Here is a 25,239-nt window from a genome sequence, read left to right on the forward strand (position 1 = left end):
ATGGCAGGGGCATGGGAAGTAGAGAGGAAATTTATATTGACTAATGACTAATGACTAATGACTAATTCAAAACCGCTTATATGGCGTGATGTCCGCTTTTGGCGTATTGCCTTGCAATTTCTTGCCGTATTTGTAGCAGTATTAGTGGTAATAATACTCTGGGGGAATCTCAACCGCAATTTACAACAGTTGGGTATTCAGTTTGGATTTGATTTCCTCAAGCAACAAGCATCTTTTGATATTGGCGAAACGCTGATTACTTACAAACCCACTGACAGCTATAGTCATGCCTTGTGGGTGGGGTTAATTAACTCCTTGCGGGTGGCGGTTGCAGGAATTTTGCTTACAACAATTGTAGGGATAGGTGCTGGGATTGCCCGACTTTCTGACAACTGGCTAGTGCGGAATATCACGATGATTTACGTGGAGGTTTTCCGCAATACGCCCTTACTGCTGCAATTACTGTTTTGGTACTTTGCTGTTTTTCTGACTTTTCCCAAAACAGAAAATAAGATATCCCTTTGGGGTTTTATTGGTGTTAGCCAAAATGGCTTAGAACTACCTTGGTTTACCTTATCACCAGAGTTTTCAGCTTTGCTGTTGGGATTAACTTTTTACACAGGTGCGTTTATCGCTGAGATTGTCAGAGGTGGGATTCAATCAGTAGCTAGGGGACAATGGGAAGCAGCGCGATCGCTAGGATTAAAACCAGGGTTAACAATGCGGCTGGTGATTTTTCCCCAAGCTTTGCGGGTAATCATTCCACCGTTAACGAGTCAATATCTTAATTTGACGAAAAATACGAGTTTAGCGATCGCCATCGGCTACCCCGATATTTATTTTGTCGCATCTACTACCTTCAACCAAACTGGGAAAGCCGTAGAAGTGATTTTACTAATTATGCTCACCTATCTCACCCTGAGTTTGACCATCTCTATAGTTATGAATTGGTTCAATCGTAGCGTGCAAATTAAAGAGAGATGAGGAAGCAGTAAACTTTGAAGATTGAGCTTTTGAGCTTGAACTTTAAGCCATGCCCAATAACCAATAACCAATGACCAATGACAAATCCTCAATTAACTTGGCTGCGTAAAAATTTGTTTAATAATTGGTACAACAGCTTGTTAACTGTTGTCTGTTTGGTATTGCTGTTTTGGGTAGTGCGAGGAATTCTAACTTGGGCAACCACTCAAGCACAATGGGCGGTAATTCAGGTTAATTTACGTTTATTTTTAGTTGGTAGATTTCCTCAAACGCTATATTGGCGAACTTGGATTGTACTGGCGATCGCTTCGACTTTAGGCGCTATAACAGGGGGTGTATTTTTTGGTAAACAACAGTTAACAAAGCGTGGAATTTCTTTGTTTGCTTTTATCATTGGCGTTTTGTTAGTTATTTTACCACTAGACTTTACATCCCGCCTTTGGTTATTGTTAATTGCATTTTTAATATTTGTAGGTTTTTGGCTCGGAGGAAAGTTTACTAAGGTATTAACTCCTTGGCTTTCCCTATTATGGTTATTGTCTTTCCCGATAATTTTATGGCTAATTGGCGGTGGGTTTGGATTGCAGCCTGTATCTACAAATTTGTGGAACGGTTTGCTACTTACCCTACTAATGGCAGCAGTCAGTATTGTGCTTTCCTTTCCGATTGGAGTTTTACTTGCTTTAGGGCGCACAAGCAATTTGCCTGTAGTACGTTGGTTTTCTATACTGTACATTGAAATTATTAGAGGATTACCACTGATTGGAATTTTGTTCCTAGCTCAGGTAATGCTTCCCTTGTTTCTATCAGCAGATTTGCGTCTAGATCGGGTATTACGAGCAATTGCTGGACTAGTACTATTTAGTGCCGCGTACATGGCAGAAAACGTGCGCGGTGGACTTCAATCAATTCCTCGCGGACAAATTGAAGCTGCGAAAGTACTAGGATTAAATACACCCTTGGTAGTGATATTAATTGTCCTACCTCAAGCATTACGTAACGTTATTCCTGCGATCGTTGGTCAGTTTATCGGCTTATTTAAAGACACTTCCCTCTTATCTTTGGTCGGATTAGTGGAACTCACAGGTATTGCACGTTCCATATTGGCACAACCACAATTTATCGGTCGCTATGCAGAAGTTTATCTGTTTATTGGATTTATTTACTGGGTATTTTGTTACTCCATGTCGTTGGCTTCTCGGCGGTTAGAGAGACAGTTGAGTAATTAGTTAGGAGTTATGAGTTAGAAGTTGGGATTTAAATATTATGTCCGAAATAAAACAAATAATTGTTGCTGAAGATGTTCACAAGTGGTATGGAAAGTTCCACGTTCTTCAGGGTGTGAGCTTGACAGTCAATCGTGGAGAAGTAGTAGTGTTGATGGGGCCATCTGGTTCAGGAAAATCTACCTTTATCCGCACATTTAACGCTTTAGAAGAATACCAAAAGGGAAGAATTGAAATCGATGGCATTACTCTCAGCCATGATTTAAAAAATATTGAGACGATTCGCCGGGAAGTGGGAATGGTATTTCAGCAATTTAATTTATTTCCTCATCTCACAGTGCTGCAAAATATTACTTTGGCACCAATTTGGGTACGGCGATCGCCAAAGGCAAAAGCCGAAGAATTGGCGATGCAACTACTAGAAAGAGTGGGAATTTTAGAACAGGCGCAAAAATATCCAGGACAGTTATCTGGTGGACAACAGCAACGAGTAGCGATCGCTCGTGCTTTAGCCATGCAACCCAAAATTATGCTGTTTGACGAACCTACCTCAGCTTTAGATCCAGAAATGGTAAGGGAGGTTTTAGATGTAATGCGAGGTCTAGCCCGTGATGGGATGACAATGGTAGTTGTAACCCACGAAGTTGGATTTGCTCGTGAAGTCGCCGACCGAGTTATTTTAATGGATAGCGGTTTACTCGTCGAGTCAGCCACCCCAGAAATATTTTTTAGTAATCCTAAAGAAGAAAGAACACGCAAGTTTTTATCGCAAATTCTCTAAAAAATCTTTGAGATTCATCTAAATTTTGTATCCTATAACTTCACACCAAGCTGAAGCAAAAAATCCATCTGAGTGCTGGCTCCATTCTCGCAAAGCATGGCTCATTGCTGTAAGGGTAGACGTAGCCCGCCGCAGGCATCGCTCATCAGTCCAACCTTTGTCTACAGCTCCATCCACCTTTGCAGAAGACTCAATTTGCAAAGCCAAATATTCTGTAGCTTCACTCAGCGGCTCATAACATTGATAAGAGTATACTTCTCTGGCATAGCTCTGACTCCCCACGATATCTATATGAGTATCATAGGTAGGTAATATTGAGATGTCCAATATATATTTATAGAGAATTGAAACTTATAAGATATCAAAAAAATGGAACTGCGACATCTGCGCTACTTTATCGCTGTCGCTGAGGAACTGCACTTCAGTAGAGCCGCCGAGCGATTGCACATTGCTCAACCGCCCTTAAGCCAGCAAATTCAGCAACTAGAGGCGCAATTGGGAGTAGAACTATTTCATCGCAAAACCAAGCGACAGGTACAGCTAACAGAAGCTGGACAAGTATTTTTGCAAGAAGCTTATCAACTTTTGGCTCAACTCCAAAAAGCAATTGAGCTAACTCAAAAAACGGGAAGAGGTGAAAAGGGACAACTACGAATCGGGTTTACCAGTTTGGTAACTTACGATTTGCTTCCTGTGATTTTGCGACGGTTTCGAGAACAGTTTCCAGAAGTAGAGTTGATATTGCAGGAATTAACCACAACTCAGCAGGAACAAGCGCTACAAGAACGCCGCATCCATGTAGGTTTTGCCCATCCACCGTTAGAAGACAACACACTCAATCAAGAGTGCATTCAGCAAGAAGCTTTAATTGTGGCTATGTTGCAAACTCATACCTTAGCTGAACAAGAAAAGATTTCAGTGCGATCGCTAGTAAACGAAAACTTTATCATGTTCCCTCGCCATTTGGGCCCCGGACTTTACGACCAAATCGTAAGCCTTTGTCAGCAAGGAAATTTCAGCCCGAAAGTGACTCAAGAAGCGATTCAGATGCAGACAATTATCGGGTTGGTTTCAGCGGGAATGGGGATTGCGATCGCACCGTCTTCATTGCAAAATCTTCACAGGTCTGGTGTGGTGTATCGCGTTTTAGAAGAAAAAACACCATTAGTAGAAACGGCTGTAGTGTGGCGACAAGAGGAAATGACACCTGTACTAAAGGAATTTCTGCAAATTATCAGGACTATCTGTTGAGATATTGAAAAGGAGGCAATAGATCGGCAAAGCTAGACCGAATATCGACAATTCTCTTCTATGCGTAAATATACAGATTTTGCTGTTAGTTGATTGAATTTATTAACAAGAGCGATCGCTCTCTGATTTTGCTTTATATTGTTTGGTTAAAAAAGAGCGATCGCCTGAACTAAAACAATATGCCAACCTCAATAATCTTTATTGTTAATGATGATATTGACAAATTAAAATAATCTATCTTCTTCAATTTTATAACTTTGCGATTCAAAGACAAATTGTTCATATTCATCTAAATTAACAAAAATTAAGTTCCCTTTTTCTACATTCTCTAAAGCTTTGAGTAAATGTTTTTTGTTAGTTTCTGATTTCAGAAGATAGGTAGTTTCGTCTTCTTCAGATGGTGGTTCAACTAGCATAATGACTTGTACGCAAGTTTTCGCATCTTTCCCACCCTATTGTAACTGTATCTGAGTAAGATGAATTTGAGTGATCGCTTTTCTTTGTTGACGTGGATGGTTCGTCAAAAAGAGCGATCGTTATTAGAGACGATAGAACTCAAATTGGGAATACTGAGTAAAGTGTAAATATTTTAGTAATTAAGAAAAGATTATGACTATACCATTGACAGTAACCTTTACACTTGCTAGTTGGATTGTCAAAGGACTGCAAGATGGGACTTTAGTAAGGGTTGGGGGTGTAATTATAGAACCAGTGAGTAAACATATTGTTACCTGGTTGAAGGAAGCCAATAATTCTCCACTTCCAGCACCAAGTTCTTCCCCAAACAATTTACTCAACCTTGTTTTCTCCGGTGCAAATCTCGTTGCTTCTGGGGTAAATGCTGCTGCTACAAGACAAGAATTAGCTGATGTCAGTGGACGCTTGGGTGGAGTTGAACAAACAAGTTTAGGCAACATAGCTGTTTCAGGGGTAAATCTGATTGGAACAGTCGCTAATGCGGCCATTTCTGGGAAAGGCTTTGCCGATGTAAATGGACGTTTCGATGGAATTGAAAATCAGTTAGGGGAAATTGGGCAGAATCTGCAATTAACTCAAGGTTTTTTGCAAGTAACTACTGCTGCTAGCGTACTTAATCTAGGTGTTTCAGTAATGGGATTTGCTGTAATAGCACAGCGTCTCAATGAGCTAGAAAAACGCCTAAAACAAGCGGAAGAACTATTGAACAAAGTCAACCGCAAAATCGACCTTAGCTTCTATGCTAATTTTCGTGCTGCAATTGATTTGGCAGTTAATGCCTTCACGATGACTAAACCTGAAAATCGTAGAAGCAGCGCTTTGCAAGCTATAAATCGTTTTCTAGAAGCAGAGCATATTTATACTGAATATACAGATATCGAAATTGAGCAAAAAAGCCAAATTGCTGATGAGTATTTGCTAACTTTATCTTTAGCTTACCTAGCTGAAGCACGTTGTTATTTAGAATTAGAGGAACATGATACAGCACTTCGTCGGTTCCAAGAAGGGGCTAGAGTTATCCGTTCTCGTATTCAAAAATATGTTGATCTTTTGCTAACTTCTAACCCAGCAGCATATTTACAACCTCAGTTCAAAGGTCAGATTGATTTGCGGAGACTAACACAAATTTATCAATGGATTGATCCAACTTTAGATGAAAATTCTGTGTTCGATCTGCAACGAGAGAATTTGTTTAAAATGGCGCAAGACCCTAACAAGTGGTTAGATTCGCTGCCAGCAGCAATTTTAACTCGCGTTGAGGTTCAAGCAGGTTGGTTCGGGCCGAGTCAGGATAATTTGAAGCAAGAAGCTTACAAACGTCTTCCCCAAGTATTTGAATTAATGGAATCTATGATTGAAACCAATCTTCGTTTTGAATCTTACCAAACAGAATTGCAAGCAATGTCTCAATTAGGAATAAGCTTTCATGACTGGCTTAAATTAAGTCCGTCTACAGAAATTAAACCAGAAGGCGCAGAATTAATGTATATAATTCCATCTAAACCTTTAGAGTTATAGCCCTCCATCTGAACTAATTACAGGATTAAAGATGAATTAATCAAGGTCAATAAAGTCTCTGGGAGTAATAATCTGGTTTTGATATTCGGCTAGAGTCTTGAGTGATAAAAGGTCTTGATATCCTATGATTAAAAATTCTGCATTGGCATCTTTAGCAAGTTCTAAAAATTTGTTGTTATCTGGATTTCTACAGGTGTTTATTTGAGATTTTATTTCTATAAATTGACTGTACTTTTTAACTATGTCCAAAAAATCTTGTCGGTCTTCATCTGAGATATATTTATCGAACTTAGGTTTATAAATTCGTGTGTTTAATTCTTGATAAGTTTCATCGATTTGAGAAATTTTGAATTCTTTATAGACTTTATCTAGGGCTTTACAGGCTGTTCCATTAGGACTTAGAGCAGCATTAAGTAAAACATTTGTGTCAATGACAATTAGTTTATGATTCATCGGCGAGTAATTCTTCTAGAGTTTCTTCGGTTAATCCTTTGGCTTGAGCATTTCTGCCGATTCTGTCAAAAACACTAAGTAAATCTTCATCTTTATTATTTGAAGAGGTTTTCTTTATTTCTTGAATAAGTTGTTCTTGTTCTTGTGCGGGAAGTTGTAGGACAAGATTAAGAATTTGCTCGAAGGTTAGAAGGAGTTGATAGGTTTTTTGAGTCATGGTGAGTTCTGGAGTTAGGGAATAGAAACTTGTTAGCTTTTTTAATCAGGTTTGAGCCAGCGTCTACGTAAAAAAAAGGACGAACCCAAAAGTTCGCCCTCAACATAGTATTATGCTGTTGCTCAATCACAATCCAAATCTAAATCTTCGCTTCTTCTCTCACCAACTTATCCCAACCCAAATCTTTCAAATTATTATTCCGACGTAGCGGACGAGTCACCAACTCTAACATGTCACGCGCATTCGTAAAGCCGTGAATTTGAGCAAAAGTGAACTCCACCGACCACTTAGTATTAATACCCCGTGCTTCCAATGGATTAGCATGAGCCATACCAGTAATTACCAAGTCTGGTTTCAACTCATAAATCCGCTGAAGTTGATTGTAATTATCCGGCTTCTCTACAATCCTTGGCAGGGGTGAATTCATTTCCTGGCAAGTTTTCTCCAACAATGCCAACTCAGCAGCTTGATAGCGCTTATCCATGTAGGGAATGCCGATTTCGTGAACTGTCATCCCACAACGGATTAAGAATCTGGCTTGGGAAACTTCCAGCAAGTTATCACCCATGAAGAATACAGATTTACCGCGAATCAGTTTCACGTAATCTTCCAAGCCTGCCCAAATTTGTGCTTCCCGTTCATCCAAACCCTTGGGAGTAATACCGAACACCGAGCAGATTTTCTCAATCCAAGCGCGGGTACCATCGGGGCCAATGGGGAAGGGTGCGCCAATGAGTTTACACTTACGGCGGCGCATTAAGGTGGTAGCTGTGCGGCTGAGGAAGGGGTTGACACCAGCGACATAATACCCTTCTTCTAGTACTGGCAGTTCTGTGAAGCGCTTCGCGGGTAGCCAGCCGGAAACTTTGATGCCTTGTTTCTTCAGTTCCAAGGTTAACTGAGTAACTACGGGGTCGGGAAGGGAACCAAAAAGAACCAGCGGTGGATGATCTACATACTCAGATTCATCTTGGGCGACATCTTCTTTCTTTTTACCGAAGTTGAGCAATTTAGCGATCGCATTACGTTCACTTTTCTCTGTTTCCGCCACCGGAGATTTATCAGGACAACGGTTAGCCATTGCTGCTAATACGGTGTCTTCTCCTTGGGTGAAGGCGTAATCTAGACCATTTGCCCGCGCTACAACGATGGGAATCCCAATTTCAGATTCTAGCTTTGGTGCTAAACCTTCCAAATCTGTTTTGATAATTTCCGTGGTGCAAGTGCCAATCCAGACAATTACACTAGGATTGCGATCGCGTTTAATCTGCAAGCACAACCGCTTTAACTCTTCATAATCATTGAGTTGTGCTGAAATATCGCCCTCTTCCAACTCTGCCATTGCATAGCGGGGTTCAGCAAAAATCATCACCCCCATCGCGTTTTGCAGGAAGTAGCCACAAGTTTTTGTCCCAATCACCAAAAAGAAGCTATCTTCAATTTTTTGGTATAACCACGCCACGCAGCTAATTGGGCAAAAGGTATGGTAATTTCCAGTTTCACATTCAAAGCTTAAAGCTTCTGGTTGTTGAGCGACAGTCATTTTGGTTTTTTCTCCCCTTGATATTTAATGGCAGGTCAACCAATTTCAGATTTTAGATTGACGATTTTGGATTGGTGACTGGGACAACAAAAATATCCTATGCCTGACGACAATTTCCCTATATTCCTAATCCAAAACCCCAAATCTAAAACTTAAAATTGTGAGGAACGGCAATAATTAAGCGTTGGGGAAGAGACGGGCAATTTCTGATTCATCAAAAACGCCTGCTGGCAGTTCTTCCCCCAAAAAATCGTTACTTTCTTCAGCCTTTTGCAAAGCTGTTTCATCACCCCAGACATCTGATAACACGTCTTTAAACGCATTCTCATCTAGTACACTATCTTCAAGCTCCTCGTCTTCATCCAGCTTTACTTCCATTGCAGCTGTTGAATCGAAGGCAATTTCCCCAAACTCATCTGCTTCTAAACTAGAGATTTGGAGAGATTCATCTTTTGAGTTGTGTCCGTTGGATAAGGAAATATCTCCAAAGCCATTTTCGGTTTCCTCCAACTCGCTGATCCCCAGGCTTTCATCATCAGAATCCACCATTGTGAACTCTTGAGCTACCGCCACTGCCGCAAAGCCATTTGTATGAGAATGTGTCAATGTTTCATCTTCAGGCTTTTCGTCAATAACAGCTGCTGCTTCTTCTACGTATCTCTCTACATCTGGGTTGGTGACGAAGCGATTACCGAGAGCTAAATCTGGGTCAAAATGCAAATCCAGCACCTCAATCAGGGTATCGGCATCAGGATTAAGTTTGGCAAAGGGCAACATTAACTGCGCTAGCTTTGGTTCTAGGGCGTTAAGAACTCCCAGGATGAGGTAAGAAGGTGGTCGCTTCCCGCCATCAGGGGTGTACACTGATTCCACTTGCATGTGCAGGGTAATCCAGTCCCGATTGTTCTGGAAAAATTGCAACCACTTTTGCTTTATTGAATCTGTAAAGCTATGAAAGAATGCCATGTTATTGTCCCCCATCCTGAGAACTTGGTGATTTATACAATCATCAAGTCTAGTTCCTCTTCTGAATTAGGAACCTGGGGTTTACCCGGATTTAGATAAAAATCGGATAACAAAGAGAACAACTCCCGATCTGGTGTGTCATTCGGTACAACACCTTCAGGACGCGCTAGAATTTGGTCGGCGATGTTGAGATAGTAGTCGCAAACGTAGTCTAGGGAAGGATCTTGCTCTGCCATCTCAAACAAAGTTTTCCCTTTCACACGGGAAACACGGATATCTTCAATTAAAGGTAAAACTTCCAAAACTGGCATTGGCACAGCTTCTATATATTTTTCAATCAAGTCGCGCTTGGAAGTGCGGTTGCCAATTAACCCAGCTAAACGCAGTGGGTGAGTTCGGGCTTTTTCGCGGACTGAAGCAGCAATCCGATTAGCCGCAAACAACGCATCAAAGCCGTTGTCTGTAACAATCAGGCAGTAATCTGCATAGTTGAGTGGTGCTGCAAAACCACCGCAAACTACGTCACCCAGAACGTCAAAAAGAATTACATCGTACTCATCAAAGGCGTTGAGTTCTTTAAGTAATTTTACGGTTTCGCCCACTACGTAACCGCCACATCCAGCACCCGCAGGTGGACCACCAGCTTCTACGCAATCAACACCGCCGTAGCCTTTATAAATCACATCCTCCGGCCAGACATCTTCGTAGTGATAATCCTTCTCTTGGAGGGTGTCGATAATTGTCGGAATCAAAAACCCAGTCAGGGTAAAGGTACTGTCATGTTTGGGGTCGCAACCAATTTGCAGCACTTTTTTGCCACGTTTAGCTAGGGCGACTGATATGTTACAGCTAGTTGTGGATTTACCGATACCACCTTTTCCGTAGACTGCTAGTTTCACTTTTATTTGCCTCTTATAGCTACTTGTCAAACTTGTGGCTCAAACATTTGCCTTCACCTTTCCTGAGATGGCGATGCGTGAGGTCTGTGAATTTCATTATTGGGCAAATTACATAGAAAAGAAAGTGGCTCTTAATTTGTAAAACTGTCTTATCCGATGAATTAAATCTCAATTATATCTATTTGGGTTTTTATGAACCTTAAAGACCTTAATAGCTCTAAAAATAGCCAATAAAAAGTTTTTATCACTTATTTTTATAAAAAGAGTTACAAAATACAAAAATCTGAAATCTGCTTTTCTTAATGCTTTTCATAGAATTAGCTGATATTCGGACAACGTGTTTTCAAGGCATTGGGGCGCAGGGTTAAGGGTAAAGAGAGTTATACGCAGCCTTATGCTGGAAATACTAATGGAATTTGCGTTAGCGTAGCTCACCGAACGTATCGCAGATAAGTTGCCAGTTTTTAGTTGATAGCTAAGACCGTTTAATTGCTGCTTGAGAGTAAGTTAGTCTGATTTTGTAAAAAAATATTAAATTACCAGATATTGTCTAATATGATTAAAATCTTTCGGCTGCCGCCTCCTTCACTGGCGGCAGCCCACTAAGAACCAGGCAAATCAGGACACCTCAGTTTCAATTTCCTGGATTTCCTGTAATGTTTGCCAGCCAGCTTGCCACTGGGAGCTATCTTGTAATAATTTGGCATTTATCCAAAAACGGACTTTAGGATCACAAGCAGAAACCATTTCGGCGTAAACCCACTTAGCCTGATTTTTCCGGTTAACAACTTGAAAGTGCCGCCAGCCATCAACTTTTCGCTGTGCTGTCCACTTAGAACCAACTAGGTAAGGAAATTTTTGTTTTTTAGCCATTTGTTATTAGTCATTTGTTATTTGTCATTGGGAAAACACTTTCTTTATCCCCAGTCCCAATCCCCAATCCCCAATCCCCAACTAAGATGTAACCAAATCGCCGTTACGGGTAAACTTTTGGCAATGCAACTCATTATCTTGCTGGACACATAGCGAAAACCATCTGATATGGCTCCAGCAGGTGTTGATGTTGTTGGTAATTTTGCGCTTTTTTTTGGAAAGGCGTTGTCTTACGACTTCATTAGGGCAAAGAATTTCTAACGTGCCCGTACCATCTTCATAATTGACGATACGAAATAGACAGTCTTGCAACATAGCACGGCTGCTGCTGTCGAAGAACCGCTTAAAGCGCTGTAGTTTTTCCCCTTCAGTCATTTGGCTGATGGGTTTTATTTTAAAAAAATCTTCATCCTCAAAGTCAAAGTTATCATCTTCAAAGTCGTAGGGGTCAATCATTTTCAGCATCCACTAGGCGACCTGGGATCATGGTAACTCTGTGTGGGGGCAGGAAGATCAGAGGATGCGTGGATAGAAAGATGCGGACTAGGGGAAAATACCACTTTCACAAGATGTGAACACCGATCTAGGCGATCGCTCCTCTCTTCATACAATATCTATATCTATTGAAAGCAGAAATTTTCTTTATGGTGTTCTGGTGGTAGCCTGCCACAAGCCCTCCGGGTGACGCTCCTACGTCGCTAACGCTTCGCTAACAGCAGTCGCTCATGGGGGAAACCCCCATCGCCCTTGGCGTCTCCCTTTGGGAGAAGACCGCGCTGCTTCACCACTGCGCCTCTACGTTCCTGAAAAAGCCTATGCAACCTACTAATCCTAACCAATTTACAGAAAAAGCCTGGGAAGCGATCGCCCATACCCCAGATATTGTTAAACAATATCAACAACAGCAAATTGAAAGCGAACACCTGATGAAAGCGCTGCTAGAACAAGATGGTCTAGCAACTGGGATTCTCACCAAGGCGGGTGTTAACCTCCAAAAACTGCGCGATCGCACCGAACAATTTTTTCAACGTCAGCCGAAAGTATCTGGTACTAGCAGTTCTGTCTATTTAGGACGCAGCTTGGATACACTTCTAGATCGGGCAGACGGATATCGTAAAGAGTTTCAAGACGAATATATTTCAATTGAACACTTATTGCTGGCTTACGCTAAAGATGACCGCTTTGGCAAAGCTTTATTCCAAGAATTCGGTTTAAACGAAGGCAAGCTAAAAGATATTATTAAACAAGTTCGGGGGAGCCAAAAAGTGACCGATCAAAATCCAGAAGGCAAATACGAAGCACTGGAAAAATACGGGCGTGACCTTACAGAAGCCGCACGTAAAGGTCAACTCGATCCAGTGATTGGGCGAGATGATGAGATTCGTCGCACTGTGCAAATTCTCTCTCGCCGCACCAAGAATAACCCTGTGCTAATTGGTGAACCGGGTGTTGGTAAAACTGCGATCGCTGAAGGACTAGCACAGCGCATTATCGCAGGTGACGTACCCCAATCCCTCAAAGACCGCAAGTTAATCTCTTTAGATATGGGTGCTTTGATTGCAGGGGCTAAATTTCGGGGTGAATTTGAAGAACGCCTGAAAGCAGTATTAAAAGAAGTTACTGAATCTGGCGGCAATATTGTTTTATTTATTGATGAAATTCACACCGTTGTCGGCGCTGGTGCAACTCAAGGCGCAATGGATGCTGGTAACTTATTAAAACCAATGTTGGCGCGGGGCGAATTACGCTGTATTGGGGCGACAACTTTGGATGAATACCGCAAACATATCGAAAAAGATGCTGCACTAGAAAGACGCTTCCAGCAAGTTTATGTCGATCAGCCCAGTGTAGAAGATAGTATTTCGATTTTGCGCGGGTTGAGAGAACGTTATGAAAACCACCACGGGGTGAAGATTTCTGATAGTGCTTTAGTTGCAGCAGCAGTATTGTCGAGTCGTTATATTAGCGATCGCTTCCTCCCTGATAAAGCCATTGACTTGGTAGATGAAGCCGCCGCGAGATTAAAAATGGAGATAACCTCCAAACCTGAAGAACTCGACGAAATTGATCGCAAAATTCTGCAATTGGAAATGGAGAAGCTATCGCTGCAAAAAGAAAGCGATGCAGCTTCTCGTGAACGCCTAGAAAGATTGGAAAAAGAAATTGCCGATTTCAAAGAAGAACAAAGAACCCTGAATACTCAATGGCAGTCTGAAAAAGATATCATTGACAAAATTCAGTCTGTTAAAAAAGAGATTGAACGGGTCAACTTAGAGATTCAGCAAGCAGAACGCGATTACGACCTGAACCGGGCTGCGGAGTTGAAATACGGCAATTTAACCAGTCTGCATCGTCAATTGGAAGCAGTAGAAGCTGAATTGGCAAGCGCCCAAAGAAGTGGAAAATCACTATTACGGGAAGAAGTCACAGAAGCTGATATTGCCGAAATTATTTCTAAATGGACAGGGATTCCGATCAGCAAGCTGGTGGAATCAGAGAAAGAGAAACTACTGCATTTAGAAGATGAACTACACCACCGTGTGATTGGACAAGAAGAAGCAGTCACAGCTGTAGCGGATGCAATTCAGCGATCGCGGGCTGGATTGGCTGATCCTAATCGTCCCATCGCTAGCTTTATTTTCCTTGGGCCTACAGGTGTGGGAAAAACCGAGTTGGCGAAAGCGTTGGCGGCGTATATGTTCGATAGCGAAGATGCGCTAGTGCGAATCGATATGTCAGAATACATGGAGAAACACGCCGTCTCCCGCTTAATCGGTGCGCCTCCAGGATATGTGGGTTACGAAGAAGGCGGACAACTTACAGAAGCGATTCGTCGCCGTCCTTACTCAGTAATTCTCTTCGACGAAATTGAGAAAGCACACCCTGATGTCTTCAATATCTTTTTGCAAATTCTTGATGATGGTCGCGTCACTGATGCCCAAGGTCATAAAGTGGACTTCAAGAACGCTATTATCATCATGACCAGCAACATCGGTTCGCAGTACATTCTTGATGTCGCCGGAGATAACGCCCACTACGACGAAATGCGCCGTCGGGTAATGGAAGCGATGCGAAATAGTTTCCGTCCAGAATTCCTGAACCGGATTGACGAAATTATCATCTTCCACGGTTTAGATAAGAAGGAATTGCGGCAAATTGTGCTATTGCAAGTGGAAAGATTACGCCAAAGACTTAGCGATCGCAAAATATCCCTCAAGCTCTCGGATGCTGCACTTGACTTTTTAGCAGAAGTAGGGTATGACCCAGTATATGGGGCACGTCCACTGAAGCGGGCGATTCAGAGAGAATTAGAAACTCAAATTGCCAAAGCCATCTTGCGCGGTGAATTCACCGATGGCAACACCATCTTTGTAGATGTGCAAAATGAGCGTCTTTCTTTTAGTCGCTTACCTGCTGAGGTATTTACCAGCTAATTGAAAAAGAGGCAGGGGACAAGGGGACAAGAGGTGAGAACTTGAAACAAGTCTTTCCCCTTGTCCCCAATTCTCCTTTTCCCCAAGTCCTCTTGCCTATGCCCCGTTTCCCGTTGCCTCTTCCTTGAAGATCATCTCACGCCAAAACGCCAAGTCAAGCAAGAGCGTCTTGGCGTTTTTTTGTGAAACATTCGTAGGGTAATAATTACGAATTACGAATTACGTAGCTTGCTTCTCGCCCTTGGCGAGTATTACGAATTATTTTGTCCCTTACAAAGTACTTGTCGCATTTTACGCATATTTGCAGGTAACTCTAAGTTCATTGCTTGTTGAATGAAAATTGATGGAATTGGAATCAGAGGTGTAGCTTGCACAGTATAAGCAAGCATTGTGCCGTTACCGCAATCTTTTAGTTCTAAATTAGCGTTAAAATCCTCAAAAGTCCCTTTTTCCATGCGAAATTGGATTTGTTGCCCCAGCACTTCTACAACGCTGAGGTAAATTTCAACTTGAGCCGTGAAAAAGAAAAAGGCTTTTTGGGCTGCTTGATACAGGCGTTTGACTTCACCTTTGTGTGATATTTCGCTTTTAGTGATATCTGGAAAATACTGTACCCAGCGGGGATAGTCAGTTAATTGCTGCCAAACTTGCGATCGCACCATCGGCAAATACATCCACGCTGTCACAGCGCCACCCCAGGTTTTGTGCGATCGCGTTTCTACCAAAATTTCACCCTGCACCAGCAATCTTTGCTTGTCTTGACTCCAAGCCATATCTGAACCTGCAATAATTGAGTCTGAGATATGAGACGCAGACATAATGATTTTAGTTACTCCTCAACTCATCCACCTAAATAGAGTTGAAACTACAAGCCATAAAACTTGATTTAGATCCAACCCACTAAATTTTAGTTCCAGTGTAATGCCTCTCTTTTCCGGAAACAGTGATTTTTTGGTAATTATTTTAGTCACTTTACTGGAAAAACCGTATTTACGATCACAATTAATACTTAAGTAGGCTTGATAGTAGCGGTATTTATAGATGAAAAACTTAGTTATTAACAGCTAGAATGGCACAAACACGATTTTATCTCAAGTTGCGATCGCTCCTAAAAGCTAATAAAGTAGCTTGTCTGGACTAGATTTTGTGGCTACACAAAGGTAGACATAACGAGGCTTTCCAAAGTTTAGTGTCCGCCTTAATGGACTTTCGCTAGCTAGGATATCCCAATTTTTACGTATTATTTCTGTTGAAACTGCAACTTCATCGTAAATTCATATTTTATTGTCAATATCATAGTGTAATGTCTGTTGAGTTGAGAGGAAAAGTAGGTGAGTCAATCTTCTTTAAATCGTAGATTAATCCAGATTTTTGGTATCCTTCTCGGCGTTAGTGTCGCCGTCTGGGTACTGAGAGGCTTTGGTATTCTCACTTTTATTCCAGGTGGAATTATTTGGCTACTGCTACTAGGGGCGATCGCGATCGGGATTATCAGTTATGCCCAAAGGACTTGGTGGCGTTTGTAATCTGATTTATGAAGTCGTCATTGGTCATTAGTCTTTGATAAATATATTAGGAAAAAGAACATGGCAAAGTATATATGTACCGTTTGCGGTTATGAATATGACCCAGAATTAGGCGATCCAGATAGCGATATAGCGCCGGGAACAGCCTTTGAAGATATACCAGATGATTGGGCATGTCCGGTTTGCGGTGCCACAAAAGATCAATTTGAACTAGTTGAATAGTGAAGATAACGGCTAGCCTAGTAAAGTACGTGCTATTGAGAAATTTTAGAACTTGCTACCGTTACGAATTGTAGTTATTGGGGGTGGGGCAGCAGGATTTTTTGGCGCGATCGCTTGTGCTAAAGCCAATCCTGATGCCGAAGTTACTTTACTCGAAGCCAGTCGCCAACCCCTAGCAAAAGTGCTAATTTCTGGTGGCGGACGCTGCAACGTTACCCACGCTTGCTTTGACCCGGAGGAGTTAGTGCAAAATTACCCCAGAGGCGCAAAAGCTTTGCGGGGTGCTTTGACTAGGTTTGGGCCTCAAGATACAGTAAGCTGGTTTGCTGCTGGTGGAGTCTATCTAAAAACGGAAGCCGATGGTCGCATGTTTCCTGTCACCAATACTTCAGAAACCATTGTGGAATGTCTGATTAAAGCGGTGGCGACATCTGGAGTAAAACTCCGTATCGGTACACATGTAACTTCCGTCAGAACCGCAGCAGATGGGGGTTTTGATATTCTTCTGAAGTCGGGAGATCCGATTAAATGCGATCGCCTACTTCTTGCGACCGGCAGCAGCCCTGTAGGTTATAAAATTGCCCGAGATTTAGGTCATAAAATTGAACCGCCAGTACCCTCGTTATTTACCTTCAACATTGTCGATCAAAAGCTGAGGGATTTAGCTGGAGTTAGCGTTAACCCTGCCCAATTGCGGTTATCTGGGGGCGGAAAATCTCAATTACAACAAACTGGGCCATTACTAATTACTCACTGGGGTTTAAGTGGCCCGGCTGTTTTGAAGCTTTCAGCTTGGGGTGCGAGAGTTCTGCATGAAAGCCGCTATCAAGCCACATTATTGATTAATTGGTTGCCCCAGTTGCCACAAGAACAAGTGCGACAACAGATTTTAGCAGTTAAGGATGAATGGGGAAAGAAAGCGATCGCATTGCATCGTGGTATTGATCTACCCCATCGTCTCTGGCAATATATCATTGCCCGTGCAGGCATCACCACAGAAGATCGTTGGGCAGAAATATCGAGTAAAACGTTAAATCAACTAGTCCAAGAACTTACTCAGGGACAATACTTAATCAATGGTAAAGGAGCCTTTAAAGAAGAATTTGTTACCTGTGGCGGTGTCAACCTCAAAGAAGTTAACTTCAAGACGATGGAAAGTAGGTTAGTTCCTGGTCTTTATTTTGCCGGAGAAATCTTAGATATTGATGGTGTCACCGGTGGGTTTAACTTTCAAAGTGCTTGGACAACTGGGTATTTAGCAGGCGTAGCAATGGGAAGTAATTCGTAATTCGTAATTCGTAATTCGTAATGAGTCCGCAAGTGTTATTACGAATTACTTTGACCTTCTATAAAATTACTGTAGTCGAGCATAAAGCAATACGGTTTAGTTAAGGAGAATCGTAGGTTGGGTTTCGTTCTTCAACCCAAATATGGTTTTTGACGCTAACTGAACCTTAATGGAGCATAAAGAGGGAAAATTGTCTTGCCATTGTAGATCAATTTTGAACCCACCCAACAATGAAATTCAGCGAAATCGTCCGCCAATTTGGTGATGCGGTCACCAATCATAGCCTGACTAGTAATCCAGAACATGACCCAGAAATTACAGGTGTAGCAGCCATTGATGAAGCTACCATCGGGACTCTCAGCTACGTAGAAGGGCCAAAATTTGGGTCTTTTGTTGGTCAGACCAATGCTAGTGCTTTAATTTTGCCCCAAGATGAAAAATTACAGGTGGTTGCACAAGAGAGAGGTATTGTCTGGATAGCAACCTCAGATCCGCGACTGTTGTTTGCCAAAGCGATCGCACTATTTTACCAACCATATCGCCCCGTCCCAGAAATTCATCCCACCGCTGTGATTCACTCTACGGCAAAAGTTGGTAATGATGTTTACATTGGCCCCCATGCTGTGATTCAGCAAGGGGTGGAAATTGGCGATGGCGCAATTATTCATCCCAATGTGGTGATTTATCCAGATGCCAAAATAGGCGATCGCACCACCTTACACGCCAACTGTACCATTCACGAACGCACCCACATCGGTGCAGATTGCGTCATTCACAGTGGTGCTGTCATCGGTTCAGAAGGCTTTGGCTATGTTCCTACCCGTACTGGTTGGTTAAAAATGGAACAATCTGGCTATACCGTCTTAGAAGATGGTGTGGAAGTTGGCTGTAACACTGCTATTGACCGCCCATCTGTCGGAGAAACACGGGTCGGTCGTAATACAGTAATTGATAACTTAGTGCAAATAGGTCATGGTAGCCAAATCGGTTCTGGCTGTGCGATCGCAGGTCAGGCTGGCATGGCGGGAGGCGTGAAACTGGGGAATCGCGTTATTTTAGCTGGACAAACAGGAATAGCCAATCAAGTAAAGATCGGAGATGGGGCGATCGCATCTGCTCAAACTGGAATTCACAGCGATGTTGCACCAGGAGAAATTGTCTCAGGAACTCCAGCAATTCCTTACAAGCTATATCTCAAGGTATGTGCTGTTTATAGTCGCCTGCCAGATATGTATCAATCGCTAAAACAATTGCAACGTAAATCCAAAAATAGCAATGATTAAACTAAAAGAGGACTTACGCAAAAACTCTCTAAAACTCTTATTTATCTTTGTGGAGCGGGTATATTGCCCGTTTCATTCTGCATACTTGTGAGCAGGAAAATCAGCGATCGCAACATTGTTAGGACTTACGCACTGTACAAATGTATCGTGATGTGAATTATCTAAAATAGGTTGTTTCAGGCTTTTCTTAATTATCCTGCGATCGTAAATAGACCATGCTGTAGGGGCACAGCAATGCTGTGCCCTTACGAAAGATATGGTTTTTAACCTTATCTCATATTTGGTATTTCTTGTCAATGCGTAAGTCCTAATTGTGTGCGATCGCTGATGATTGAAATTGAAAGTGTTAGATAGTGAATATGATACCAGGAGTGAGCGCACTCAAACTGACATCCTCAGCCACAGCAATAACATCACCGAAAGCAGGTGCTCCGAAGAAGATTACCGTATCTAAGATCGATGAGGAATTCGTAAAAGTACCAGTACTAAAATTTTGCTGTACGAATGTGTAATCGCTAGCGGAACCGCGAAGATTGAGCTTGTCCCCATCTGTTAGAGAGAAATCTGTGATAATGGCATGACCAGCTTGCCTATAAGAGCTATTTAGGCTGAACGTATCAATAGATTGAACCCCTTGAAATAGAACTCCTCCTGTTAAAACATCGATCTCTCCGGTATTAAAGCCACCACTACCAACGAGGGTATCATTACCCGCGCCTCCGACAAGAGTATCATTGCCAAGATCACCATTTAGGCGATCGTTACCTGCGTTTCCCTCAAGGCGATCATTGCCAAGTCCACCCGATAGTACATCGTTACCGCTTCCACCTAGCACAATATCGTTGCCACCGCGACCATCAAGAAATACGTTTACGTTTTGGTTCGCACGACTGGCATCTATGCGATTCAAGCCATCTCCTCCTTGGATTGTGACGTTTTCAATCCCTTGGAGGCTATCAGTGCCTGTGGCTGAATCATCGAGATTGGCAAAGGGGCCAAACTTGCCACCTTTGAGTTGGCTTTTGTTTGGGTCATTGACAAATGAGAACAGCTCAAAGTTATTGTCCCCCTGTATGAATAGGGAGTCTTCACCTCCTCCCCCGATGTATTGGTCATCGCCTGCTCCATCAGAGGCACTATCGGAAAAACTATCTCTCCCGGTTCCACCTTGGAGGAAGTCAGATCCTTCTCCACCATTAAAATTATTGTTGTCATTGCCACCGATAAGGGTGTCATTGCCATTATTGCCACGGAGGAAGTTAAACCCTGCTCCTCCTACTATGCTGTCATTACCATCACCACCGTTAATCTGGTCAAGACCACTGCTACCGATGATGGTGTCATTGCCTGCACCGCCAAAGAGATCGGTTCGATCTGATAACAAAGCTTGAGACGCATTAATCGTGTCATTACCCGCAGTACCAGTGAGCTTAACACGCTCAACCTCAGAAAACTGGTGAACTAAACTACCGACAAACAGCCGATCATTAGTCAAGAAATAATTTGAGGCTCCTTCAACGCGCAGCTCGTCATTATCTGCACCGCCAATCAGGGTATCGCCAACATCACCTAGACCAGGAGAGTTGCCGTTTTGAGCGATGAGAATATCTTTACCCGCACCGCCATTAACGCGATTGTTTCCAGTCCCGCCAGAAAGGGTATCATTGTCATCACCGCCATTGAGAGTGTCGTTACCCGCGCCACCATCAAGGGTATCTCTGTTGAATCCACCATCGAGGGAGTCGTTACCAAGTCCCCCAAATAGAGAATCATTGCCAAAGTTGCCTATTAGAGTATCATTGCCTGCGCCACCATTAACCGTATCGTTACCCGCCAGAGCATCGATTTTATCGTTGTCCCCATTAGCTATAATTTTGTCATCAGCAGAGGTTATGCTTCCACTAATAATCGCCATAATTTTGAGTCTCCTTTGATTTACTTGTGAGTTTGTGTATTATTTACCTGATTTTGTCTTGGGACTAATTTCTCAACAAAGTTAGGTTTGTCCGAAGCCAAATAACTGCGGTTGCTGTTATTACTAGGTTCTCTTTTGAACGTGAAAACGTAAATATGGATAATTTAAGGAGTTTGATTTCCAGAAATTAAACGACAAAAGAGATCAACTTAAGGTTAAGTAAGTAAATTTAAACAGAGTAATGTTTGCTGAAGTAGGTAAGGTAAGAATTTCAGCCATTTGAATATAGTTTGGTGAAAAATCTGGAAAGTCGATAATTCGGACTGTAGCTAAATAGATAAAAGTTGTGATTCATCCCTGAGCAATGGAATTTGAAACAGCATTCAAAATCTTAGATGCAGCAGTTCTTGCCCAGACACAAAGACATCTGAAAGATATTGAAGTAACAATACTTCGTAACTCTTGGCAAGGGAAGAAGTATGGCGAAATTGCCCAAATTCATGGCTATACTACCGAATATCTACAGCATGATGTTGGCCCGAAGCTCTGGCAGATGCTATCAGCAGCATTCGGCGAAAAGGTTAGTAAAAAGAATTTTCAGGCAGCACTAGAGCGACAGCGGCTTTCTGGCGGTGCTGCTTCACCAAAGCAGTTAGAGGCTATTTTGCAGCCCCAAAACCTGATGTCATCTGATTCACAAGTAAAAAGGGATTCTAAAAGAAATGGAGAAGTATTAATAACCAACGAACAACCCCAACTGAACGCAGAAGTAGAATTTCCGGTAGGTCAAGTCCCTCTTGTTTCTAGCTTTTATGTTGAACGTCCTCTAATTGAAGATCGCTGTTTTCAAGAGATTTTACAGCCAGGTGCCTTAATTCGCATCAAAGCATCTAAACAGATGGGTAAAACCTCGCTAATGGCTAGGACTCTTGATGAAGCGAGAAAGCATGGCTGTCAAACCGTAGCTTTAAGCTTTCATTTAGCAGATAAAGCAGTTTTCACCAGCTTGGATACATTTTTACGCTGGTTTTGTGAAAGTATTGGCAGAAAACTGAAGCAGCTTCATCAGTTAGATGATTATTGGAGCATTTATGGCAGTAAGGATAAAACCACCGCTTACTTTGAAGAGTGTTTGTTAGAAGAAATCGACAGTCCATTAGTAATTAGTTTGGATGGTGTCGATCGCATTTTTCCACATCGTGATATTGCTGAAGACTTTTTTAACCTGTTGCGAGCTTGGTATGAGTATGCAAAGTATGGCGATCGCAGTAGCGAAGTATGGAAAAAACTCCGACTAGTTTTGGTACACTCTAAAGAAGTTTATATTCCCCTCAACATCAATCAATCTCCCTTTAACGTAGGGTTGAGCGTTGAATTACAAGAGTTTAATCAAGAACAAGTCAAAATTTTGGTTGAGCGTCATCAGGGGCTAAATTGGACTGATGCTCAGGTCAAAAAACTAATGGACATGGTAGGAGGACATCCCTATTTAATCCGGCTAGCTCTTTATCATATTCAACATCAGTACATCACCCTTGAGCAGTTGTTGCAAACAGCCCCAACTGAAGCTGCAATTTATAAAGATCATCTTCGAGGACATTTATGTAATCTCGAACATCATTCAAATTTAATTTCAGCTTTTAATCAAGTTGTCAAGAGTTCAGTACCGATAGAATTAGACTCGGAGTCAGCGTTTAAATTACACAGTATGGGTCTAGTCGTATATTGTAACGACAATAAGGTGATGCCACGCTGCGATTTGTACCGCCAATATTTTCAAAATCGCCTCAGTTTGTTATAGATTTTAACGATATCGCTATTCATCCCCACCCTAAACTGTTATCAGGGTGGAGATGAATACGAAGAAGGGAGTTCAGATAATACCTTGCTGATAGCTGGAAGTTAGGATGCATCCGACGAGCAAACCAGAAAACTCGTTTTACAAATATCAAGTTGGAGGGAGTCTAAAACTTGATGCTCCATGCTATGTGCAACGGCAAGCCGACAAAGATTTTTATGATGCACTCAAGGCTGGAGAATTTTGTTATGTCTTCAACTCGCGGCAGATGGGCAAATCCAGTTTGCGAGTGCAAACAATGCGTAAACTGCAAGCAGAGGGTATTGCTTGTGGCGTTATTGATATTACGGCGATTGGTAGCCAAGGCATCACTCCATCTGAGTGGTATTTGGGTGTGCTACGTCGGTTAGTACGGAGTTTCATTCCTAAATTCAAATTACTGAATTGGTGGAGCGATCGCTCTGGATTATCACCAGTGCAGCGCTTAAGTGAGTTTATTGAGTCAGTGCTGCTGGTAGAAGTCTCTCAAAACATAGTGATTTTTGTAGACGAAATCGATAGCATTCTCAAATTAAACTTCAAGGATGATTTTTTAGCTTTAATTCGGGCTTGCTATAACAAACGAGCCGACAATCCAGCTTACCAGCGGCTTACCTTTGCCCTGCTAGGGGTGACTACTCCCTACGATTTGATTCAAGACAAACACCGGACACCTTTCAATATTGGTCGCGCAATTGAACTAAACGGCTTCCAATGGCATGAAGCTCAACCATTAGCTGAGGGATTAGTGGGTATCGTGAATCCTCAGATAGTGTTGCAAGAAATATTAGCTTGGAGTGGTGGTCAACCTTTTCTTACCCAGAAGCTTTGCCAGTTAGCGATCGCATCTTCTCCCCCCATTCCCCCAGATGGTGAAGCAGAGTATGTTGAGAAACTGGTACGTTCTCAAATTATAGACAACTGGGAATCCCAAGATGAACCGGAGCATCTGAGAACAATTCGCGATCGCATTTTTTATCGGCGTACTCAGCAATTGCTGGAGCTTTATCAGCAAATTTTGCGAACAGGCCAAATCACGGCAAATAGCAGTCCTGAACAAATGGAATTGCGGCTATCAGGATTGGTAGTTAAGCAACAGGGTTTCTTAAAAGTTTATAACCGAATTTATGCTGCTGTTTTTAATCAAAATTGGGTGGATAAAGCCTTATCAAGCTTACAATCTCCAGAGAGATCGCAGCAAACATTGTCCAGTAAGCGCCCTCTTCAAACTGTGCTTATTTTGGCTGTGGTTGTAACCGCTTTGGTAATGGGGGTGCGGCATCTTGGATTACTACAAGCTGTGGAGCTAAAAGCTTTTGACCAACTGTTGCGACTGCGCCCCAGCGAACAACCAGATCGTCGCCTTTTGGTAGTTGCGATCGCTGAAGATGATTTTAAGCTTCCAGAACAGCAGCAGAGAAAAGGATCGCTATCGGATCGAGCACTGGCTCTACTTGTGCAAAAACTCGGAAAGTTCAAACCACGAGCCATAGGCTTAGATATTTATCGTGATTTCCCTGTAGAAACCAAGGAGGCATCTTTAGCCAATTGGATGCGGCGTAGCGATCGCTTTATTGCTATTTGCAAAGTCAGCGAATCTCAAGTTAATGAACCAGGCGTTTCACCGCCTCCAGAAATTCCTACAGAACGTCAAGGTTTTAGCGATTTCGTCAAAGACAGAGATGGTATTCTCCGCCGTCATCTGATCGCTATGCAACCAAGCGACTCCTCCCCTTGTACTACGCCCTACGCCTTCAGCGCTCAATTGGCATTTCGTTACTTAGAGGCAGAGGATATTTCTGTCAAGTACACCAAAAAAAAAGAGTTGCAGATTGGCAAAGTTGTATTTAAGCGATTGCGTTTGCACATGGGTAGCTATCAACAACTGGATGACTGGGGCTATCAAATATTGCTAAATTACCGTTCCTCTAATCCCTTAAAGGCTTTCGAGCAAATCACGCTCAAAGATGTACTCAGGGGTGCGATCGATCCCAATATCGTGAAAAATCGGATCGTCCTTATTGGCATCACTAACCAAAGCGCCGGTGATTATTTTTCCACTCCTTACACTACCAATCAAAAGCAGGAAATACCAGGAGTTATTGTTCATGCTCAAATGGTGAGTCAAATTCTCAGTGCAGTTTTAGATGGGCGAACCTTATTGTGGGTTTGGCCTGTCTGGGGTGATGCTTTGTGGGCCTTTCACTGGTCTATTTTTGGAGGGATATTGGCATGGCGCATTCGTTATTCCTGGCTTTTAGGACTAGTGGGAGTTGCTGTAATTGGGTTTATATCCGCCATTAGCTTTGTTATCCTCCTAAAAGGCATTTGGGTAGCGCTAATTCCTGCTGCGATCGCTCTGGTCGTTACAGGCTGTATTGTACGTCTCTCAAGGCAGTAACAGCAATAAATCTATCTAGCTAGGAAAGGTAAGAACGAGCATAATTTCCGAAAATAGCTTTCATCTTTTTGAAGATATAAATAGCCCTCATCAGTCTGCTTATTAGGCTGATAGCGATTTTTAGTTGAGTAGACTGTCTTTTTCC

Annotated in this window: 24 protein-coding genes; 12 read left to right on the plus strand and 12 right to left on the minus strand. The window is 42.3% G+C overall.

Translation table 11 applies throughout. The annotated features are described in order from the left end of the window. Positions 1–57 precede the first annotated feature (57 nt). The 3 genes from H6G92_RS04925 to H6G92_RS04935 all read left to right on the plus strand — a co-directional run bounded on the left by H6G92_RS04925 (position 58) and on the right by H6G92_RS04935 (position 2,991). Positions 58–984, plus strand: a complete 927-nt coding sequence (locus tag H6G92_RS04925; protein WP_190891323.1) for an amino acid ABC transporter permease — start codon at positions 58–60, stop codon at positions 982–984. Between the two features lie 77 nt (positions 985–1,061). Then, the gene (locus H6G92_RS04930; RefSeq protein ID WP_190891325.1) at positions 1,062–2,213 is read left to right on the plus strand and encodes an amino acid ABC transporter permease; all 1,152 of its coding nucleotides are present in this window, start codon (positions 1,062–1,064) and stop codon (positions 2,211–2,213) included. Positions 2,214–2,250: 37 nt separating this feature from the next. Then, positions 2,251–2,991, plus strand: coding sequence for an amino acid ABC transporter ATP-binding protein (locus tag H6G92_RS04935; RefSeq protein ID WP_190891328.1), 741 nt, complete (start codon positions 2,251–2,253; stop codon positions 2,989–2,991). Positions 2,992–3,009: 18 nt separating this feature from the next. On the opposite strand, the gene H6G92_RS04940 is transcribed toward H6G92_RS04935, so the two are convergent. Continuing rightward, positions 3,010–3,318, minus strand: a complete 309-nt coding sequence (locus tag H6G92_RS04940) for a hypothetical protein (RefSeq protein WP_190891330.1) — start codon at positions 3,316–3,318, stop codon at positions 3,010–3,012. Positions 3,319–3,360: 42 nt separating this feature from the next. Between H6G92_RS04940 and H6G92_RS04945 the strand changes: the two genes are divergently transcribed. Then, entirely contained in the window at positions 3,361–4,242 is an 882-nt protein-coding gene (locus H6G92_RS04945; RefSeq protein ID WP_190891333.1) for a LysR family transcriptional regulator, read from the plus strand. Between the two features lie 224 nt (positions 4,243–4,466). Here H6G92_RS04945 and H6G92_RS04950 read toward each other — a convergent pair whose 3' ends face one another. After that, positions 4,467–4,658, minus strand: coding sequence for a hypothetical protein (locus H6G92_RS04950; RefSeq protein WP_242059045.1), 192 nt, complete (start codon positions 4,656–4,658; stop codon positions 4,467–4,469). Positions 4,659–4,851: 193 nt separating this feature from the next. Between H6G92_RS04950 and H6G92_RS04955 the strand changes: the two genes are divergently transcribed. After that, positions 4,852–6,237: a hypothetical protein gene (locus H6G92_RS04955; RefSeq protein ID WP_190891335.1), complete on the plus strand. Its 1,386-nt coding sequence runs from the start codon at positions 4,852–4,854 to the stop codon at positions 6,235–6,237. 36 nt (positions 6,238–6,273) lie between these two features. Here the strand turns inward: H6G92_RS04955 and H6G92_RS04960 are convergent, their stop codons facing one another. The 7 genes from H6G92_RS04960 to H6G92_RS04990 all read right to left on the minus strand — a co-directional run bounded on the left by H6G92_RS04960 (position 6,274) and on the right by H6G92_RS04990 (position 11,653). Continuing rightward, positions 6,274–6,690 (minus strand): putative toxin-antitoxin system toxin component, PIN family, encoded by a 417-nt coding sequence (locus tag H6G92_RS04960; RefSeq protein WP_190891337.1) that lies wholly within the window; start codon positions 6,688–6,690, stop codon positions 6,274–6,276. Beyond that, positions 6,680–6,907 (minus strand): hypothetical protein, encoded by a 228-nt coding sequence (locus H6G92_RS04965; protein WP_190891340.1) that lies wholly within the window; start codon positions 6,905–6,907, stop codon positions 6,680–6,682. The genes H6G92_RS04960 and H6G92_RS04965 overlap by 11 nt, the downstream gene beginning before the upstream one ends. Before the next feature lie 139 nt (positions 6,908–7,046). Further along, positions 7,047–8,450: a ferredoxin:protochlorophyllide reductase (ATP-dependent) subunit N gene (locus H6G92_RS04970; protein ID WP_190891342.1), complete on the minus strand. Its 1,404-nt coding sequence runs from the start codon at positions 8,448–8,450 to the stop codon at positions 7,047–7,049. A gap of 177 nt (positions 8,451–8,627) precedes the next feature. Next, entirely contained in the window at positions 8,628–9,416 is a 789-nt protein-coding gene (locus H6G92_RS04975) for a DUF5331 domain-containing protein (RefSeq protein WP_190891345.1), read from the minus strand. A 32-nt stretch (positions 9,417–9,448) separates the two neighbouring features. Further along, the gene (gene bchL, locus H6G92_RS04980) at positions 9,449–10,315 is read right to left on the minus strand and encodes a ferredoxin:protochlorophyllide reductase (ATP-dependent) iron-sulfur ATP-binding protein (RefSeq protein WP_012410753.1); all 867 of its coding nucleotides are present in this window, start codon (positions 10,313–10,315) and stop codon (positions 9,449–9,451) included. A gap of 618 nt (positions 10,316–10,933) precedes the next feature. Then, complete coding sequence (locus H6G92_RS04985) at positions 10,934–11,188, minus strand: TIGR02450 family Trp-rich protein (protein ID WP_190891347.1); 255 nt, start codon at positions 11,186–11,188, stop codon at positions 10,934–10,936. Between the two features lie 81 nt (positions 11,189–11,269). Continuing rightward, the gene (locus H6G92_RS04990) at positions 11,270–11,653 is read right to left on the minus strand and encodes a hypothetical protein (RefSeq protein WP_230966030.1); all 384 of its coding nucleotides are present in this window, start codon (positions 11,651–11,653) and stop codon (positions 11,270–11,272) included. A gap of 350 nt (positions 11,654–12,003) precedes the next feature. On the opposite strand from H6G92_RS04990, the gene clpB reads away from it, so the two are divergent. Continuing rightward, the gene (gene clpB, locus H6G92_RS04995) at positions 12,004–14,622 is read left to right on the plus strand and encodes an ATP-dependent chaperone ClpB (RefSeq protein WP_190891351.1); all 2,619 of its coding nucleotides are present in this window, start codon (positions 12,004–12,006) and stop codon (positions 14,620–14,622) included. 251 nt (positions 14,623–14,873) lie between these two features. On the opposite strand, the gene H6G92_RS05000 is transcribed toward clpB, so the two are convergent. Next, on the minus strand, positions 14,874–15,440 hold the full coding sequence (locus tag H6G92_RS05000) for an SRPBCC family protein (protein ID WP_190891354.1): 567 nt from the start codon (positions 15,438–15,440) through the stop codon (positions 14,874–14,876). 513 nt (positions 15,441–15,953) lie between these two features. Here H6G92_RS05000 and H6G92_RS05005 point away from each other — a divergent pair. The 4 genes from H6G92_RS05005 (at position 15,954) to lpxD (ending at position 18,941) form a co-directional block, all read left to right on the plus strand. Further along, on the plus strand, positions 15,954–16,148 hold the full coding sequence (locus H6G92_RS05005; RefSeq protein WP_190891356.1) for a hypothetical protein: 195 nt from the start codon (positions 15,954–15,956) through the stop codon (positions 16,146–16,148). A 60-nt stretch (positions 16,149–16,208) separates the two neighbouring features. Beyond that, on the plus strand, positions 16,209–16,370 hold the full coding sequence (gene rd / locus H6G92_RS05010) for a rubredoxin (RefSeq protein ID WP_190891358.1): 162 nt from the start codon (positions 16,209–16,211) through the stop codon (positions 16,368–16,370). A 52-nt stretch (positions 16,371–16,422) separates the two neighbouring features. Beyond that, entirely contained in the window at positions 16,423–17,658 is a 1,236-nt protein-coding gene (locus H6G92_RS05015) for a BaiN/RdsA family NAD(P)/FAD-dependent oxidoreductase (protein WP_190891361.1), read from the plus strand. Positions 17,659–17,888: 230 nt separating this feature from the next. Beyond that, a complete protein-coding gene (gene lpxD, locus H6G92_RS05020) occupies positions 17,889–18,941 on the plus strand; it encodes a UDP-3-O-(3-hydroxymyristoyl)glucosamine N-acyltransferase (RefSeq protein ID WP_190891363.1) in 1,053 nt (350 codons plus the stop codon). 72 nt (positions 18,942–19,013) lie between these two features. On the opposite strand, the gene H6G92_RS05025 is transcribed toward lpxD, so the two are convergent. Continuing rightward, positions 19,014–19,238 carry a hypothetical protein gene (locus H6G92_RS05025; protein ID WP_190891366.1) on the minus strand — a complete coding sequence of 75 codons (225 nt, stop codon included), beginning with the start codon at positions 19,236–19,238 and terminating at the stop codon, positions 19,014–19,016. Between the two features lie 49 nt (positions 19,239–19,287). Beyond that, positions 19,288–20,856 (minus strand): calcium-binding protein, encoded by a 1,569-nt coding sequence (locus H6G92_RS40180; protein WP_190891368.1) that lies wholly within the window; start codon positions 20,854–20,856, stop codon positions 19,288–19,290. Positions 20,857–21,220: 364 nt separating this feature from the next. Between H6G92_RS40180 and H6G92_RS05035 the strand changes: the two genes are divergently transcribed. Together H6G92_RS05035 and H6G92_RS05040 are read left to right on the plus strand one after the other, a co-directional pair. Beyond that, positions 21,221–22,657 (plus strand): AAA-like domain-containing protein, encoded by a 1,437-nt coding sequence (locus H6G92_RS05035; RefSeq protein ID WP_190891370.1) that lies wholly within the window; start codon positions 21,221–21,223, stop codon positions 22,655–22,657. A gap of 106 nt (positions 22,658–22,763) precedes the next feature. Next, positions 22,764–25,094 (plus strand): CHASE2 domain-containing protein, encoded by a 2,331-nt coding sequence (locus H6G92_RS05040; protein ID WP_190891372.1) that lies wholly within the window; start codon positions 22,764–22,766, stop codon positions 25,092–25,094. Positions 25,095–25,239 lie beyond the last annotated feature (145 nt).

Origin of the sequence: Nostoc foliaceum FACHB-393 (assembly GCF_014698505.1) — a bacterium.
GTDB lineage: Bacteria > Cyanobacteriota > Cyanobacteriia > Cyanobacteriales > Nostocaceae > Nostoc > Nostoc foliaceum_A.

What these genes read in the sequence shown, in the direction of transcription:
- H6G92_RS04985 (WP_190891347.1), bottom strand. Translation starts at nt 11,188, where the DNA reads ATGGCTAAAAAACAAAAATTTCCTTACCTAGTTGGTTCTAAGTGGACA.
- H6G92_RS04960 (WP_190891337.1), bottom strand. Translation starts at nt 6,690, where the DNA reads ATGAATCATAAACTAATTGTCATTGACACAAATGTTTTACTTAATGCT.
- H6G92_RS04965 (WP_190891340.1), bottom strand. Translation starts at nt 6,907, where the DNA reads ATGACTCAAAAAACCTATCAACTCCTTCTAACCTTCGAGCAAATTCTT.
- H6G92_RS04990 (WP_230966030.1), bottom strand. Translation starts at nt 11,653, where the DNA reads ATGCTGAAAATGATTGACCCCTACGACTTTGAAGATGATAACTTTGAC.
- lpxD (WP_190891363.1), top strand. Translation starts at nt 17,889, where the DNA reads ATGAAATTCAGCGAAATCGTCCGCCAATTTGGTGATGCGGTCACCAAT.
- H6G92_RS04975 (WP_190891345.1), bottom strand. Translation starts at nt 9,416, where the DNA reads ATGGCATTCTTTCATAGCTTTACAGATTCAATAAAGCAAAAGTGGTTG.
- rd (WP_190891358.1), top strand. Translation starts at nt 16,209, where the DNA reads ATGGCAAAGTATATATGTACCGTTTGCGGTTATGAATATGACCCAGAA.
- H6G92_RS04955 (WP_190891335.1), top strand. Translation starts at nt 4,852, where the DNA reads ATGACTATACCATTGACAGTAACCTTTACACTTGCTAGTTGGATTGTC.
- H6G92_RS04925 (WP_190891323.1), top strand. Translation starts at nt 58, where the DNA reads ATGACTAATTCAAAACCGCTTATATGGCGTGATGTCCGCTTTTGGCGT.
- H6G92_RS04945 (WP_190891333.1), top strand. Translation starts at nt 3,361, where the DNA reads ATGGAACTGCGACATCTGCGCTACTTTATCGCTGTCGCTGAGGAACTG.
- H6G92_RS04950 (WP_242059045.1), bottom strand. Translation starts at nt 4,658, where the DNA reads ATGCTAGTTGAACCACCATCTGAAGAAGACGAAACTACCTATCTTCTG.
- H6G92_RS04935 (WP_190891328.1), top strand. Translation starts at nt 2,251, where the DNA reads ATGTCCGAAATAAAACAAATAATTGTTGCTGAAGATGTTCACAAGTGG.
- H6G92_RS04970 (WP_190891342.1), bottom strand. Translation starts at nt 8,450, where the DNA reads ATGACTGTCGCTCAACAACCAGAAGCTTTAAGCTTTGAATGTGAAACT.
- H6G92_RS40180 (WP_190891368.1), bottom strand. Translation starts at nt 20,856, where the DNA reads ATGGCGATTATTAGTGGAAGCATAACCTCTGCTGATGACAAAATTATA.
- H6G92_RS04930 (WP_190891325.1), top strand. Translation starts at nt 1,062, where the DNA reads ATGACAAATCCTCAATTAACTTGGCTGCGTAAAAATTTGTTTAATAAT.
- H6G92_RS05040 (WP_190891372.1), top strand. Translation starts at nt 22,764, where the DNA reads ATGCATCCGACGAGCAAACCAGAAAACTCGTTTTACAAATATCAAGTT.
- H6G92_RS05000 (WP_190891354.1), bottom strand. Translation starts at nt 15,440, where the DNA reads ATGTCTGCGTCTCATATCTCAGACTCAATTATTGCAGGTTCAGATATG.
- clpB (WP_190891351.1), top strand. Translation starts at nt 12,004, where the DNA reads ATGCAACCTACTAATCCTAACCAATTTACAGAAAAAGCCTGGGAAGCG.
- H6G92_RS05035 (WP_190891370.1), top strand. Translation starts at nt 21,221, where the DNA reads ATGGAATTTGAAACAGCATTCAAAATCTTAGATGCAGCAGTTCTTGCC.